At 33.1% G+C, this 15,517-nt stretch carries 18 protein-coding genes; 14 read left to right on the top strand and 4 right to left on the bottom strand.

The window, feature by feature from the left end:
• Window positions 1–95 precede the first annotated feature (95 nt).
• Complete coding sequence (locus ACQ654_RS07145) at window positions 96–485, top strand: CoA-binding protein (protein ID WP_430409639.1); 390 nt, start codon at window positions 96–98, stop codon at window positions 483–485.
• On the opposite strand, the gene ACQ654_RS07140 is transcribed toward ACQ654_RS07145, so the two are convergent.
• Window positions 429–1,940, bottom strand: coding sequence for a sodium:solute symporter (locus ACQ654_RS07140; protein ID WP_430409638.1), 1,512 nt, complete (start codon window positions 1,938–1,940; stop codon window positions 429–431). The genes ACQ654_RS07145 and ACQ654_RS07140 overlap by 57 nt on opposite strands.
• 308 nt (window positions 1,941–2,248) lie before the next feature.
• Between ACQ654_RS07140 and ACQ654_RS07135 the strand changes: the two genes are divergently transcribed.
• The 4 genes from ACQ654_RS07135 (at window position 2,249) to ACQ654_RS07120 (ending at window position 6,375) form a co-directional block, all read left to right on the top strand.
• Window positions 2,249–2,797, top strand: a complete 549-nt coding sequence (locus tag ACQ654_RS07135) for an N-acetyltransferase family protein (RefSeq protein ID WP_430409637.1) — start codon at window positions 2,249–2,251, stop codon at window positions 2,795–2,797.
• A 376-nt stretch (window positions 2,798–3,173) separates the two neighbouring features.
• Window positions 3,174–3,794: a recombination mediator RecR gene (gene recR / locus ACQ654_RS07130; protein WP_430409636.1), complete on the top strand. Its 621-nt coding sequence runs from the start codon at window positions 3,174–3,176 to the stop codon at window positions 3,792–3,794.
• A 12-nt stretch (window positions 3,795–3,806) separates the two neighbouring features.
• Window positions 3,807–4,931, top strand: coding sequence for a glycosyltransferase family 2 protein (locus tag ACQ654_RS07125; RefSeq protein ID WP_430409635.1), 1,125 nt, complete (start codon window positions 3,807–3,809; stop codon window positions 4,929–4,931).
• Between the two features lie 100 nt (window positions 4,932–5,031).
• The gene (locus ACQ654_RS07120; RefSeq protein WP_430409634.1) at window positions 5,032–6,375 is read left to right on the top strand and encodes a dihydrolipoamide acetyltransferase family protein; all 1,344 of its coding nucleotides are present in this window, start codon (window positions 5,032–5,034) and stop codon (window positions 6,373–6,375) included.
• Between the two features lie 223 nt (window positions 6,376–6,598).
• Here ACQ654_RS07120 and ACQ654_RS07115 read toward each other — a convergent pair whose 3' ends face one another.
• A complete protein-coding gene (locus tag ACQ654_RS07115) occupies window positions 6,599–7,135 on the bottom strand; it encodes a hypothetical protein (RefSeq protein ID WP_430409632.1) in 537 nt (178 codons plus the stop codon).
• Between the two features lie 197 nt (window positions 7,136–7,332).
• Between ACQ654_RS07115 and ACQ654_RS07110 the strand changes: the two genes are divergently transcribed.
• From ACQ654_RS07110 to ftsY, 9 genes are all read left to right on the top strand, one after another.
• The gene (locus tag ACQ654_RS07110) at window positions 7,333–8,106 is read left to right on the top strand and encodes an exonuclease domain-containing protein (protein ID WP_430409631.1); all 774 of its coding nucleotides are present in this window, start codon (window positions 7,333–7,335) and stop codon (window positions 8,104–8,106) included.
• A 16-nt stretch (window positions 8,107–8,122) separates the two neighbouring features.
• Window positions 8,123–9,058: a carboxypeptidase-like regulatory domain-containing protein gene (locus tag ACQ654_RS07105; RefSeq protein ID WP_430409630.1), complete on the top strand. Its 936-nt coding sequence runs from the start codon at window positions 8,123–8,125 to the stop codon at window positions 9,056–9,058.
• Between the two features lie 22 nt (window positions 9,059–9,080).
• The gene (locus ACQ654_RS07100) at window positions 9,081–9,692 is read left to right on the top strand and encodes a fumarylacetoacetate hydrolase family protein (RefSeq protein WP_430409629.1); all 612 of its coding nucleotides are present in this window, start codon (window positions 9,081–9,083) and stop codon (window positions 9,690–9,692) included.
• Between the two features lie 2 nt (window positions 9,693–9,694).
• On the top strand, window positions 9,695–10,033 hold the full coding sequence (locus tag ACQ654_RS07095) for an Hpt domain-containing protein (RefSeq protein WP_430409628.1): 339 nt from the start codon (window positions 9,695–9,697) through the stop codon (window positions 10,031–10,033).
• A 3-nt stretch (window positions 10,034–10,036) separates the two neighbouring features.
• Window positions 10,037–11,293 carry a CinA family nicotinamide mononucleotide deamidase-related protein gene (locus ACQ654_RS07090; protein WP_430409627.1) on the top strand — a complete coding sequence of 419 codons (1,257 nt, stop codon included), beginning with the start codon at window positions 10,037–10,039 and terminating at the stop codon, window positions 11,291–11,293.
• 70 nt (window positions 11,294–11,363) lie between these two features.
• Window positions 11,364–11,600, top strand: a complete 237-nt coding sequence (gene rpmB, locus ACQ654_RS07085) for a 50S ribosomal protein L28 (RefSeq protein ID WP_046757460.1) — start codon at window positions 11,364–11,366, stop codon at window positions 11,598–11,600.
• Window positions 11,601–11,632: 32 nt separating this feature from the next.
• A complete protein-coding gene (gene rpmG, locus ACQ654_RS07080; protein WP_430409626.1) occupies window positions 11,633–11,815 on the top strand; it encodes a 50S ribosomal protein L33 in 183 nt (60 codons plus the stop codon).
• Between the two features lie 6 nt (window positions 11,816–11,821).
• A complete protein-coding gene (locus ACQ654_RS07075; RefSeq protein WP_298427086.1) occupies window positions 11,822–11,971 on the top strand; it encodes a DUF4295 domain-containing protein in 150 nt (49 codons plus the stop codon).
• A gap of 238 nt (window positions 11,972–12,209) precedes the next feature.
• On the top strand, window positions 12,210–13,166 hold the full coding sequence (ftsY, locus tag ACQ654_RS07070) for a signal recognition particle-docking protein FtsY (protein WP_430409625.1): 957 nt from the start codon (window positions 12,210–12,212) through the stop codon (window positions 13,164–13,166).
• A gap of 179 nt (window positions 13,167–13,345) precedes the next feature.
• On the opposite strand, the gene ACQ654_RS07065 is transcribed toward ftsY, so the two are convergent.
• Window positions 13,346–14,374 carry an SseB family protein gene (locus ACQ654_RS07065; RefSeq protein WP_430409624.1) on the bottom strand — a complete coding sequence of 343 codons (1,029 nt, stop codon included), beginning with the start codon at window positions 14,372–14,374 and terminating at the stop codon, window positions 13,346–13,348.
• Window positions 14,375–14,501: 127 nt separating this feature from the next.
• Window positions 14,502–15,476: an acyl-CoA thioester hydrolase/BAAT C-terminal domain-containing protein gene (locus tag ACQ654_RS07060; RefSeq protein WP_430409623.1), complete on the bottom strand. Its 975-nt coding sequence runs from the start codon at window positions 15,474–15,476 to the stop codon at window positions 14,502–14,504.
• Window positions 15,477–15,517 lie beyond the last annotated feature (41 nt).

Genomic DNA, 15,517 nt, shown 5'->3' with positions numbered 1-15,517 from the left:
TTAACAAATAACGGCGTTACAAATCAAAAATCACTAAATTTACACATGCTTTACCAGAGCGTATATCAAATCTTAACCTATTAAATATCTATCTATTGAAAACACTAGTGCTAGGCGCTTCCTTAAAGACGCATCGTTTTTCTCATAAAGCTGTTCAAAAATTAGTAGCCTATCAACATGAAGTTGTAGCTTACGGATTAAAAGAAGGTGAAATAAGTGGCGTACAAATTGATACTGAATTGAAACAATATTCAGACATTCATACAGTTACACTCTATTTAAATGCAACACGACAACAAGCTTTTTACGATTACATCATTTCGTTACAGCCAAAACGTGTCATTTTTAATCCAGGAACTGAAAATCCAGAATTTTACAAATTATTAGAACAAAATACTATTGAACACGAAGTTGCGTGTACGTTGGTACTATTGGCGTCTAATCAATACGAGCCCAAGGAAAGTAAACAAACCATTAATGGGTAACAATTCATATCCAAATTGGTAAAAAGTTTCTTTAGAGAGTTTTGTCGCTTCCGCTAGATTGATAACGTCTTCGGTAACATACATATAATAACTCCCAAAATTCGCAAGTACATATGTCAAACATATAGAAACTAGCGTGACAATCCACACGCTTTTATCAACGACTTTATACTTCGTGAAAATTCCGAAAGCAAACAAACCTAATAATGGTCCGTAGGTGTAACCAGCAATAGTTAACAAGCTGTCAATAACACTTTTATTGCTCAAACTATTAAAAATAACAACCACAACAATCAGCACAAAAGACATTCCAATATGAACGAGTTTCCGCGTCCTTTTCTGTTCGTTTTCGGGTTTCTTTTCAATACCTAAAAAATCTATTGAAAAAGAAGTCGTTAAGGAAGTCAAAGCAGAATCGGCACTAGAATAGGCAGCAGCAATTAAACCTAGTAAGAAAACAACTGCTAACGAAATTCCCAATCCGCCATTAAGCGCAATTTCAGGAAATAACAAATCTGTTTTTGGTTTTCCGTCCATCAATGGAACAGCAATATTATTTTGAGCCGCATACATAAATAATAAAGCTCCTAATAATAAGAAAATTAGGTTTACCACAACCAACACAATACTAAACGAAACCATGTTCTTTTGTGCATCACCCAAACTTTTACAAGTTAAATTCTTTTGCATCATATCCTGATCGAGTCCTGTCATACAAACCGCAATAAACAATCCGCCAAGGAACGATTTTACAAAATAATTCTTAGCCATAAAACTCTCTGTAAACCATATTTGATTGTACGCTGTCAAAGCATCTGAATTCCAAAACTCTACAAAACTCATGTTCAAATCTCCTAAAATCAAATAAATGGCAACACCAACGGCAATCAACATAAATAAGGTTTGTAACGTATCTGTCCAAACAATGGTTTTAATTCCACCACGAAACGTATACAGCCATATCAATAAAATAGACAAGGTAACTGTAACTGCAAACGGAATTTCATAGGTGTCAAAAACATACCGTTGTAACACAATCGCGACCAAATACAATCGGAAGGAAGCCCCCAAAATTCTAGAAACCAAAAAGAAAAAAGCACCAGTTTTATAGCTGGTAACGCCAAATCGGTCTTCCAAATACTGATAAATAGACGTTACATTCAAACGATAATAAATTGGCATCAGCACAAAAGCAATAATGAAATAACCGACCAAATAACCAAACACAACTTGCATATAGCTAAACTGAGAAGCTTCCACCCAACCTGGCACGGAAATAAACGTAACGCCCGAAAGCGAAGCGCCAATCATACCAAAGGCGACAATATACCAAGGCGATTTTCGCGACGCTTTAAAAAACGTTTCGTTGCTATCATCTTTTCCTGTGAAATAAGAGATCAAAATTAAAACGCCAAAATATCCGGCAATCAAAAGTAAAATATGAATCGGTTGCATATGTGTAATTTGTGAATTGCAAAATACAAACTTCTGTGTCTTTTTTTGATTGAATGATTAAAAGATTGAAGAATTTAATAATTCATAATATAAAAGTTAACAATATGTCACGTTGAGCCGTATTGAGATCAAAATATATGTTGATTAAAAATAGCTAGCGTAGCTATCAAGATGTGTCACATAGAGCACAGTTGAGATGCTCATAAAATCATTTCTATTTTTAAACTCATTAAAAATCATTTAGATTTGTAGTAAACAGATATTTATTATATAAACGTTTTTCGTAACGCAAAGAAGATACTAAACGAATGAAATTTGAACCTAAAATTTGTACAACAAAGTCGGACAAGAAAATTGAGATACGATTGGCTAAAATTACGGATGCACAAGCGATACTCAATTTAAAAAGAGGCTATATAGAAAATACAACAACACTTCCTTTAACTTTAGATGAGTACCCAAATGACATAAATAAAGAAACCAAACTTATCAAAGATTATGAGGTAAGTGAGAACAGCATTTTTTTAGTTGCTGTATATGAAGGACAACTAATTGGCAATATCGATTTAACTGGAAGCAAAAGGAAAAAGATGTTTCATACGGGAATGATAGGAATGGGAATTAATAAAAATTGGCGAAATCAAGGTTTGGGAAAAATTTTAATCGAAAACACATTGGATTGGGCTAAAAATCATTCCAAAATTGAAATTGTTTGGCTTAATGTGTATGCTTCAAATAATTTAGGAGTCCATTTATATAAAAATATGGGATTCATCGTAAGTGGAATTATAAAAGACTTTTTCAAAGATGAAAATGGTTATATTGATAAAATACAGATGTATCAAAAGATCAAATAATTTACCCCATACCACCAAGGGCATAACCCTTTAAACAAGAACTCAAAACGTTACAACAATACTTCGAAGGATTAAATCAACGTTTACAAACATACAATCAATATTTATAAATGTTAAAATAGTACTCATAAACGTTACATCAATGTTCAAAAGGAGTAAAGTAATGCTTATAAATACTACATCAAAACTTCAAATAGTTCAATGAGTTAGTTAGAATGAAAAACAACAGTCAAAAGTCTATAACATTCAATTTCAAAGTGGATCTCAATACAAAATTCAATGAATTTAACTCGATCTGACGAATAGTGGAACATTTCAAATTCAGTTTCAGCTTCAAATTCAATTTCTAACATTAAAAAAGTTGTAAATTTGCCAAATGGAATTCTCCTCAAAACTCTTAGAAAATGCCGTAAACGAAGTTTCGCAACTGCCCGGAATCGGGAAACGAACAGCGTTGCGTTTGGTGATGCATTTATTAAAACAACCGCAAAGTCAAACAGTACATCTCACAAATGCATTGCAAGACTTGCGTACAGAAATCAAGCATTGCAAAAACTGCCATAACATTTCAGATGTGGAAGTTTGCGATATTTGCATCAATGCAAATCGCCAACAAGATATTGTGTGCGTAGTAGAAGACATTCGCGATGTCATGGCAATAGAAAGTACGGCACAATACAAAGGATTATATCATGTATTGGGCGGGAAAATTTCTCCGTTGGATGGCATTGGTCCACACAATTTGACCATTACGAGTTTGGTGGAAAAAGTAAAAGAAGGAAAAATCAAAGAAATCATATTTGCATTAAGTTCCACCATGGAAGGCGATACAACGAACTTTTACATATACAAGCAACTCGAAAATTACGAAGTAAAAACGTCTACAATTGCACGAGGAATATCGGTTGGAGACGAATTGGAATATGCAGATGAAGTCACACTAGGACGAAGTATCATTAACAGAGTTCCATTTGAAAACTCACTAAAAAGTTCCTAAAACTTCTCTTTCATGCAACTTTCTGTCATCATTCTCAACTATAATGTGCGCTACTTTTTGGAAGCCTGTCTCCGAAGTGTGCAATCCGCTATTGCGGAAATAGACGCGGAAATAATTGTGATTGATAACAACTCGCCAGATAATAGTTGTGACATGATGCGAAACACGTTTCCAACAATTCAACTCATTGCAAACACTGAAAATGTAGGTTTTGCCAAAGCAAACAACCAAGGTGTAAAAGTAGCAAAAGGTGAATATGTTTGTATCTTAAATCCTGATACAATTGTTGCCGAAGACACATTTACACAAATTTTACAATTCGCAAAAAGCAAAGAAAATGTAGGAAGTATTGGTTGTAAACTAGTTGACGGAAGCGGAACATTTTTGCCCGAAAGCAAACGAAACATTCCAACACCAATGGTTTCTGTAAAGAAGATTTTTGGAAGCAAAAACGCAGGTTACTATTCAGATTTAAATGAAAATGAAACTGGAAAAATAGACATTCTCGTCGGTGCATTCATGCTGATGAAAAAAAGTGTGTATCAAACTGTTAACGGCTTTGATGAAGACTATTTCATGTATGGCGAAGACATCGATTTATCATACAAAATAAAAAAAGCAGGCTTTCAAAACTACTATTATGGTAAAACTTCGGTCATTCATTACAAAGGAGAAAGCACGCTAAAAGACAAAACCTATGCAAAGCGTTTTTATGGCGCAATGCAACTATTCTACAAAAAACATTTCAAGCGAAACATACTTTATGACATTGCTGTTACGCTTGGCGCGAAGTTAATTCCGTTGGTTTCAAAGTCAGAAAACGACATGAAAAAGCAGGTCAACAAATGTATCATTATTACGGATAGTGCAACACATTTTGAAGAGATTCAGGCAGTCTACAACCAAAAAAACTGTGTGAAGGTTGAAAACTTAGATCACTTATTTCGTCAAATAGAAAACAAAAATTATACAGAAATCATACTGGATAATCACTTTATAGAAACAAAAACGATCATTCAACTCTTTGAAAAACAACTTGGATATTATAAAATATTACCAAAAAACAGTACTTTTATCCTCGGTAGCGACTCGTCAAAAAATAGAGGAGAAGTACGGTTACTGTGCAAGTCGAAGTAGACATGTTAACAAAGAATTAAATTGAAAATAATTCAATAAAAAATCAGATTATTTAGTATTTTCGCAAAATAAAATAAAATAACATCTTTAGATTAAGGATATGGCAAAATTTGAACTAAAACTTCCACAAATGGGAGAGAGTGTTGCAGAAGCAACAATTATATCATGGCTCAAAGAAGTTGGCGACACTATTGAAGCTGATGAAGCAGTATTAGAAATTGCAACGGACAAGGTAGATTCTGAATTGCCAAGTGAAGTTGACGGTGTTTTAGTCGAAATACTTTTCAATGTTGAAGATGTTGTAAAAGTAGGTCAAACAGTTGCTATTATTGAAACAGAAGGTGAAGGAAGTGAAGATAGTAACAAAACGGAAGTACCAACACCAGAAACGATAAAAGGAGGAACGCCAGCAGAAGCAGAAATTGTAGCGCAAGCTGTTGTAACGGCAAAAGAAACCGTAAGCAATGACTTTTCAACTTCTGAAAAATTCTATTCTCCATTAGTAAAAAATATTGCCAAAGAAGAAGGAATTTCGGTTGATGAACTTGATACGATTGCTGGAACAGGAAAAGATGAAAGAGTAACCAAGAATGATATTCTTGCCTACATAAAAACCAGAGGAACTGCGCAAGCACAACCTCAAAAAACAGAAGCGCCAAAAGCGGCAGTTCAAGAAGCGGCAAAAACGGTTGCAGCTCCAAAATCAACGCCAGCAACACCAGTTTCTGTTAACGGAAGTGACGAAATTATAGCAATGACGCGCATGGGGAAACTCATTGCACATCATATGGTAGCTTCTGTACAAACATCGGCGCATGTACAAAGTTTTGTTGAGGTTGATGTCACAAAAATTTGGAATTGGCGTAAAAAAGTAAAAGATAGCTTTGAAAAACGTGAAGGTGAAAAACTTACATTCACGCCAATATTTATGGAAGCAGTTGCAAAAGCATTGAAAGATTTCCCAATGATGAATATTGCTGTCGATGGCGATAACATTATCAAAAGAAAAAACATCAACTTAGGAATGGCAGCGGCGTTGCCAGATGGAAACTTAATTGTTCCTGTAATTAAAAATGCAGATCAATTAAACTTAGTTGGTATGGCAAAATCTGTAAATGACTTAGCAGGAAGAGCAAGAAACAATAAATTAAAACCTGATGATATTCAAGGCGGAACGTATACGGTAACAAATGTTGGTACATTTGGAAGTATTATGGGAACACCAATCATTAATCAGCCACAAGTTGGAATCTTAGCGTTAGGAGCGATCAGAAAAGTTCCTGCAGTGATTGAAACGCCTGAAGGTGATTTCATCGGAATCCGTTACAAAATGTTCTTATCACATTCATATGACCACAGAGTTGTAAACGGTGCGCTTGGTGGACAGTTTGTAAAACAAGTTGCAGATTACTTAGAAGCTTGGGATAGCAATAGAGATATTTAAAAGAAATAGCATTATAGATGAAAAAAGAGTTTTCGAAAGGAAACTCTTTTTTTTGTGAGTTAAAAATATTGAATAAGAAATATTGAATAGGGAATATTGAAGTTTTTAAACTATAAATGTTAAATGTAAAAGTATTTTATAAACTTAAGAAAACTCAAAACCCAAAAGCAAAGCGAGGACAAGTATAAAAGCGTAGCGGTCTAATACCTACCAGTAAAGTAATCTACTTTTTCAAAGATTCAACAAAAGAAATTAGATTCAATCCTTCGTGCAATTCACCTTTAACAATTGCAATAGGAATAGAAGAAATTAATACATCTTGGCGTTTCATCTTCGAAATTGTATTCCAGAAAAATTTTCTATACCGTTCATTATCAGAAATATTAAAAGCTTTGTGTCGAATCCGATTTGCCTTCAACATGCCAATCAATTTTTCGCACTTGGCACATTCATCTTTCGTAAAAATAATAGTTTCACCAGCATCAATCAAATGATTTAATGACTTCCAATCTTTAACATTCGTCTCTAAATTGAGTGCTGTCAATTGGTCATCAAACGAATAAAAATAGGTGTATTCAGGCGTTGCATTTTTTAATGAAATTAATGTAGTAAGTAATACTTTTTTATTCGCAGGAACGTTCTTAATTACAGGTCGATAACTACTTTTTCGAAAGCCTTTTCCATCAACCTTTAAAAAAACTTCTTTAGCTGTTTCTGTATGATTAATTGCATAAAATGTGATTTTCTTCTTGGTTTTCACTTCCACAATTTCAATCGCTTTTGTTTGCGCATTTAGTGTAAAAAGGCAACAAAAAAATACTAAAAAAATGAAGAATGTAGACTTGTAAACGCTTGTTTTCATATTATTGTTAATAATACATTAAAATCAATTATTATACCACAAAATAATTTTATTTGCCCTGTAATAGTGGTAAATTTACTCTTTTAAATAAAATAATGGAATTAAAACTAAATAATCCTATCTGCTTCTTCGATTTAGAAACTACAGGAGTCGATGTTGCCAAAGATAGAATCGTAGAAATCTCGATACTCAAAGTATATCCCAACGGAAATAAAGAAAGTAAAACGTGGTTGGTAAATCCGGAAATGCCAATTCCTGCAAATGTTTCTGAAATTCATGGAATCACTGATGATAAAGTTGCGAATGAACCAACATTCAAGGAACTTTCAAAAGAAGTGTATAACATGATAAAAGATAGTGACTTGGCAGGATACAATTCTGATCGATTTGACATTCCGTTACTTGCTGAAGAATTATTGCGTTCGGATATTGATTTTGATATGAAAAATAAAGTATCGGTTGATGTGCAAACTATTTTTCATAAAATGGAAAAACGTACGCTTTCGGCTGCATATAAATTTTATTGTGGAAAAGAACTGGAAGGCGCACATGGTGCAGAAGCAGATACAAATGCTACGTACGAAGTCTTAAAATCCCAGTTAGATCGTTATGAAGAGCTAGAAAACGATATGAAAAAGTTAAGCGAATTTACGACACGTAAAAAAATGGCAGACTTTGCCGGATTTATTTCGTTTAATAAAGAAGGAGAAGAAATTTTCTCGTTTGGAAAACATAAAGGTAAAAAAGTAGAAGCGGTTTTAGAAGAAGAACCTGGCTATTTTGGCTGGATTCTGAATGCAAACTTTCCATTGTACACGAAAAAAGTATTAACAGCAATCAAATTGCGAAAGCTGAATACAAAATTCTAAAAAACTAAAAATGAATATGAGAAAAGCTACCATCATACTCATTACATTTTTAAGTTTCTTTTTCGTCCATGCACAAAAAAATATATCGGGAACTATTGTTAACAAGGAAACAAAACAACCGATTGCATATGCACATTTAATTATTCCTTCACAAAAAAGAGGGACAACAGCCGATAAAAACGGAAAGTTCGAATTTACCGTTGCAGATGAATGGATTGGAACATTACTCAAAATTACGTGTGTTGGTTTTGTAGATAAAAATATAGTGCTAAAACGAGGTAAAGATGTCATTATCTATTTAGAACCAGCTGTTGAGTTTTTAAAAGAGGTTCATTTATCCAATAAAGAACGACAAGAAACTGTCCGTGTTAACTCGTTTAGAGGAAAACGAAGTATTGGTTTAGGAAACTTTAGCGGAGGTGCGTATCCTTCAATGTTTGCTAGGTATTATCCGTATGACACATCTTTAGGAGATGAAAACTATCTTAAAGAAGTTTCTATTTTTTTCTTCAAAAAAGGCACACGAAATGCCAAATTCAGATTCCGAGTCGTTTCATCAAGCATAAATAAAATGCCAAAAGACGATTTGGTAGATCCAATGATTGTAGCTGTAAGCTATAAACAAAGCAAGACAAAGATACAAATGCCAGCTAACGGAATTGAAGTTCCTGAAGAAGGTTTTTTTATTATCGTTGAGCATTTATTTGTGGAAGAAAATGCATTTGAAGAAATCATTCATTTAAAAGTAAGCGACTCGTTACAAATACAAGACATCAAACAAAAAAGATATGCGCCCATTTTTAAAGGAATTATAGAAAATGACGGTGATTCATATTCGTATTATATGTCAGTTAATGGCTGGAAAAAAGTACGAAAGCTAAAAATGCCACGTGCTGATTTCAAAGAAGAAGAAGTTGTTGCGCCAGCATTTAAACTAAAACTAACCAACTAACCTTAACCCAAAATAAACATCAATGAAAATAATTTGTATCGGAAGAAACTACGCAAAACACATTGAAGAACTTGCCAATGAAAAGCCCGTAGATCCTGTTATTTTTATGAAATCGGATACATCCATATTGCTGAAAAAACAACCATTCTTTATTCCTGATTTTTCAAAAGAAATTCATCATGAAGTGGAAATCTTAGTAAAAATTAATAAATTAGGAAAATATATTGATCAGAAGTTTGCGCATAAATATTACAATGAAATTAGTGTAGGGATTGATTTTACAGCGCGCGATTTACAATCAAAATTAAAAGAAAAAGGTTTGCCGTGGGAAAAAGCAAAAGCATTTGACGGATCGGCAGTTGTAGGACAATGGATTTCAAAAGATCAATTTGAAAATTTAAATGATCTTAATTTCAGATTAGAAAAAAATAACGAAGTTGTTCAACAAGGAAATACAAAGCAAATGCTTTGGAAAATAGACGAACTAATTGCATATGTTTCACAATATTTTACACTCAAAATAGGAGATATCATCTTTACAGGAACGCCCGCAGGTGTAAGTAAAGTAAATGCTGAAGATAGATTAGTAGGATATGTAGAAGAACAACAATTATTTTCAATACTAGTAAAATAAAAATGGCATACAATTTAGAAAAGATACTCGAATTAGGTGATGGAGATCAAGAATTTGTGGAAGCAGTAGTAGTAGCTTTTATAGAAGAAATTCCAAGCGATCTTATTCAATTTACAAAAGTAGTTGACACCGAAAACTATAAAGGAATATACCAAGTTAGTCATAAAATAAAACCCAATTTGGATTTGTTGGGAATGAACGATTCTTATGAACTAAACCTTCAAATTCTTGCATGGTCAAAAGCTGAAACAAATATTACTGATATTAGAACTGTATACGCAAAAGTATACTCAAAAATCACACACAATATTACAGCACTCAAAAAAGACTTCAACCTATAATATATGATTGCAGAAATAATTACGATTGGCGATGAAATTCTCATCGGACAAATAGTAGATACAAATTCCGTATTCATTTCGAAAGCGCTGAATGAAATTGGAATCTCAGTGCATCAAATTACGTCTATACAAGATGACAAGCAACACATTTTAGAAGCCATTGAAGCGGCAAAACAAAAAGCGGATCTTGTGTTAATTACTGGTGGATTAGGGCCTACAAAAGACGATATTACCAAACATACACTTTGTGAATACTTTGACGATACATTAATACGAAACGAAAAAGTATTAGCACATATTGAAGAATTATTTGCAAAATACATAACATCGTCTACAATCTCTGACATGAACAGAGATCAAGCATTAGTGCCTTCCAAAGCGCAAATAGTAATGAATCATTTTGGAACTGCGCCTGGCATGTGGTTGGAAAAAGACAATACCGTATTTGTGTCAATGCCAGGTGTTCCGTACGAAATGCGCGGATTGATGACAAATTACATCATTCCAAAATTCCAAAAAGAATTTGAGCGACCTTTTATCTATCATAAAACAATATTGACTTATGGAATGGGCGAAAGCAACATTGCCATGAAAATTGAGGATTGGGAAAACAGTCTTCCAGAAAACGTAAAGCTTGCTTATTTGCCAAACTTTGGAAAAGTTCGATTGCGTTTAACAGGAAAAGGAAAAGACAGAGAAAAAATCATTCAAGCGGTTGATGAACATGCGCTAAAGCTATATCCAATCATAGGAGACATCATTCAAGGAATTGAAGGGCAAAGTAATATTGTAACGCAAATAGGTGAACTATTAGTTGCCAACGATCAAAAATTGGCTGCTGCCGAAAGTTGCACTGGCGGACGTGTTGCCGCACAAATAACCCAAGAATCGGGTGTTTCTGCCTTTTTCAACGGAAGTGCTGTTACGTATGCTGTACAATCGAAAATAGATCTATTGGGCGTTTCTGAGGACATCATTAATACTTATTCTGTCGTCAGTAAAGAAGTTGTAGAATTAATGGCGGCAGGCGCAAAAAAAATCTATCATGCGGACTATGCAATTGCCACGACGGGAAATGCAGGACCAAGCAAAGGAAACTCAGATGCTGAAGTTGGAACTGTTTTTATCGGAATTGCAACTCCAAACGGAATCATATCAAAAGAATTTAATTTTGGACAACCGCGTGAGAAAGTAGTAAACAAGGCAGTTACGAAAGCTTTTGAAATGTTACTGGAAGAAATTTTAAAAAACAGTAAATAAATATTTGCTGAGAAAATAAAAAAATGTAAATTTGCACCTCGTTTTTGAATAACTTAAAAGTTTAGTACAGATGTCTAGAATTTGTGAATTAACAGGTAAGAAAGCAATGGTAGGGAATAACGTTTCCCACGCAATGAATAAGACAAAGCGCAAATTTAATGCGAATCTTACAAAAAAGCGTTTTTATATCCCTGAAGAAGATAAGTGGGTAACTCTAAAAGTTTCTACTTCAGCTTTAAAAACAATTAATAAAATAGGAATCTCAGCAATGCTTAAACAAGCAAGAGCTAACGGTTTTATCAAATAATATACAGTCATAAAGTATAAATACCAACAGTAATGGCGAAGAAAGGAAATAGAGTTCAAGTGATACTAGAGTGTACAGAGCACAAAGCTTCTGGACAACCAGGAACTTCACGTTATATCACAACAAAAAATAAGAAAAATACTCCGGACAGATTAGAGATTAAGAAATTTAATTCAATCTTAAAGAAAATGACTGTTCATAAAGAAATAAAATAATAAGTCATGGCAAAGAAATCAGTGGCATCCTTACAAACAGGATCAAAGAGATTAACAAAAGCAATCAAAATGGTAAAATCTCCTAAAACTGGAGCTTACACTTTTGTTGAATCAATCATGTCTCCAGAAAAGGTAAACGATTGGTTAAAGAAATAAGTATATGTTTTATACTATAATACAAGCTACTTTCGAAAGAGAGTAGCTTTTTGTTTTTGTACATGAACGACAAACACATATGACAGTTTTTCATGTTTATCAATATAGGCAGGATAATTGACTTGCAAAATAGTATAAAACAGTAATGCAAAACATGTGGTAATTTTTAAGTATCTTGTTTTGCAACCTATGTAATTAACTAAATTGCATATAGCACTTAACTATAGTACCATAAAATATGAGTTTTTTTAAAAGAATATTTTCATCAGAAAAAAAAGAAACACTTGACAAAGGATTAGAAAAATCTAAATCAAGCTTCTTTTCAAAATTGACAAAGGCTGTTGCCGGAAAAAACAAAGTAGATGATGAAGTTTTAGATAATTTAGAAGAAGTATTAGTCAGCAGTGATGTTGGAGTAGATACAACATTAAAAATTATTGACAGAATAGAAGCACGAGTAGCCAAAGACAAATACTTAGGAACTGAAGAGTTAAATAAAATTCTACGCGAAGAAATAGCAGGATTACTTTCTGAAACCAATTCTGGAGAAGAAACCGAATATACAATTCCAGCTAACAAAAAACCGTATGTGTTAATGGTAGTTGGCGTCAATGGTGTTGGAAAAACAACAACTATTGGAAAACTAGCGCATCAATTTAATAAGCAAGGTTTAAAAGTTGTACTTGGAGCGGCAGATACATTTAGAGCAGCCGCTATTGATCAATTGCAAGTTTGGGCAGATAGGGTAAATGTTCCTTTGATAAAACAAAGTATGGGAAGTGATCCGGCTTCTGTTGCTTTTGATACCTTACAATCTGGAGTAACACAAGATGCTGATGTAATTATTATTGATACAGCTGGAAGATTGCACAACAAAGTAAACTTGATGAAAGAGTTGACGAAAGTCAAAAAAGTAATGCAAAAAGTAATTGGTGATGCGCCACACGACGTTTTACTCGTTTTAGATGGTTCTACAGGTCAAAACGCCTTTGAGCAAGCAAAACAGTTTACAGCGGCTACGGAAGTAACTACGTTAGCCGTTACAAAACTTGATGGAACTGCTAAAGGTGGTGTTGTCATTGGAATTTCGGATCAGTTTCAAATACCAGTAAAATATATTGGAGTAGGAGAAGGAATTGAAGATTTGCAAGTATTCAACAAATATGAATTTGTAGATTCATTCTTTAAAAGTTAATTTATGTTGTCAGATCGCTGACGTTGGCACTAACCAATTGTCATACCTTTCTATATACATTATTGATTAAAAATGCATTCAAAATCAGATTCGATATTGTTTGGAATATATTCATTGACATAATAAATGTTTTTAGTAAGTTTTGTCATTTTGAAAGGTGTCAATCTGTACAATACGTATTACTTTATAGCATCTTTAAAAGTAGGCCTTTTACGTTTTCCAGTAATTACATCATGTATAGTTGATTGAATATTTTTATTTATAGAATCACGTGGTTGTAATGAAATTGCTTGTTTAATTATCTCCTTAGCTTCTTCATCTTTTGAAGCTATTAATAAATTCATGGCATGATTTCCTAGTAAGACAAAATCATTCGGTTTTCTTTTCAGTGATGCTTCCGAATAATACAATGCTTTTTCTATGTTTTCTAGATGCATAGCTTCTAAGGATGCTTCCATTGGAATTGAATGATTTGTAAGTTCAATAGTAAATGCTTTTTCTAAGATATTGAATGCTTCTAAATGCTTTTGTAAACGTTGATATGATTTTGCCATTAGCATCATGCTTTGCCAATGATCTGGGAAAATTTCAAGACATTTTTTAAATGCCACAATTGATGCTTCAAGCTTCTTTTTTTCTGAAACATTTATATCTTTATAACGATAACCATCTAAAAGAAGTAACCCTTTTTGGAGGTTGATTGCTTGGTCATATAGTTGATTAAACTCGTTAATTTTTTTTGAGTCTTCACTATTTTCTTTTTCATGTGAATCATTAAAAAGAGTTCCATTTAATAGCATTTCAATTTCATCTACGACAAGTTCTTTGTGATATTCAGAATAAGGATTTAAAATAAGATTTGCACCTTTTGTTATTTTAAATAAATCTTGCCCTTTCATAGCCACATAAGGAACTTTCTCTTTTACAATTCCTTTGTCAAAAATTCTGTTAGCTGAGGTAAATACAGGAATATAGCCATTTTCAAATGTCTGAAGTTCTAAAGAAACGTTTTCCTCCAGTATTTGTGCGCCTTCTTGAAAAGCATTGCTTTCATTAGTAATCACATACAAATCATTCCATAATAACTTCATATAGAATGCATCTCTAGCTTCAACATTAGTTGTAGCTTCTTTGAATACTTTTTCTAATTCATTTTCAGGAAATGTATTGTTAGTTTTCTTTTTTCTAAAAATATCAAATAATCCCATGTAACAATTTTAGTTTTTTAATAAATTTTCTGTGTACTATTCATCATGTAATCTAGACAACTGCGAGTTTAGAATATATTATTACAAATAACGCGATCATTTCTTTTCAAGATGATTTTTGCTAAGCTTATTTAAACTTTTCTAAAAACAAAAACAACTTATCTCTTGAATCTTTTTTTGCTTTGGAATCACCTTCCATAGTTCCTCCAAATTCAAATTCGTAAACCTTTCCATCAATAGTCATATTTCCAGTTGTTATAGTTGAATTGATATCAGGATGTGTAGAAATTAAATGACCTGCATTTTCATACTGTATATTCTGAAAGTCATAGTTGAAGTTAACTATTTTTATTCTTTCCGCTAACATATTTGCCATAGTTGCCGCTGGCCAAACTTTATCGTCTAATCCAGAAAAGAGTAGGATAGGACCTTTAATTTTTTCAATAGGAATGATTGCTTTTGCTACTTCATTTATTTTAGCTAAACCATTTTTCCAATACGGTAAGGTTTTAATTTTAGAAACATTATTTCCCTGAATTTTCTCCATTGGCACATACGGAATAGCAATTCCTTTATACTTCCAACTTGCTTTCAAATCAGGAGAACTATACGGAAGTACTGTATTTGACCAACTTACAGCGCTTGGTGCATATGCTACGACTCCATCAATGTATTCTGGAAATGTAGCCGCAAGTATTAACGCTAATTCGGCATTTCTTGAAGCTCCCATAACGATGATTTTATCCGAATGAACAGCTGGTTGTTTTGTAAGCCAGTTGAATGCTTTTTCAAAATATTCAAGATTGATTTCTTCGATTAAGTTAGGCAAATCTTCTCTTCGTGTATAAGGTAACGATAGACTTGCATATCCTTTTTTAGCAATTTGTTCTGCCCAATAATCGCCCCATTGTCCGCCACCAATGAGTATAACTGTTGGTTGTGATTGCGTATCGTTTTTAGCATAATAATTGCCTTGAAAGCCGTTTTCGTGTATAGTTATCGGTTTAATTCCATTATATAAAAAGCTGTCTGCAATAAAATATCCAATAATCAATACAAGTATACTACTTATAATTATAACATACTTTTTATTATTTTTCATGTAAATTTCTTAAAAGTCTAATGTCTTCTTCTATATATAAA

The organism is Kordia sp., from assembly GCF_965283645.1.
Classification (GTDB): Bacteria; Bacteroidota; Bacteroidia; order Flavobacteriales; family Flavobacteriaceae; genus Kordia.
Note: the sequence above shows the minus strand (reverse complement) of the source record. Positions and strands in the feature narration are given on the sequence as shown.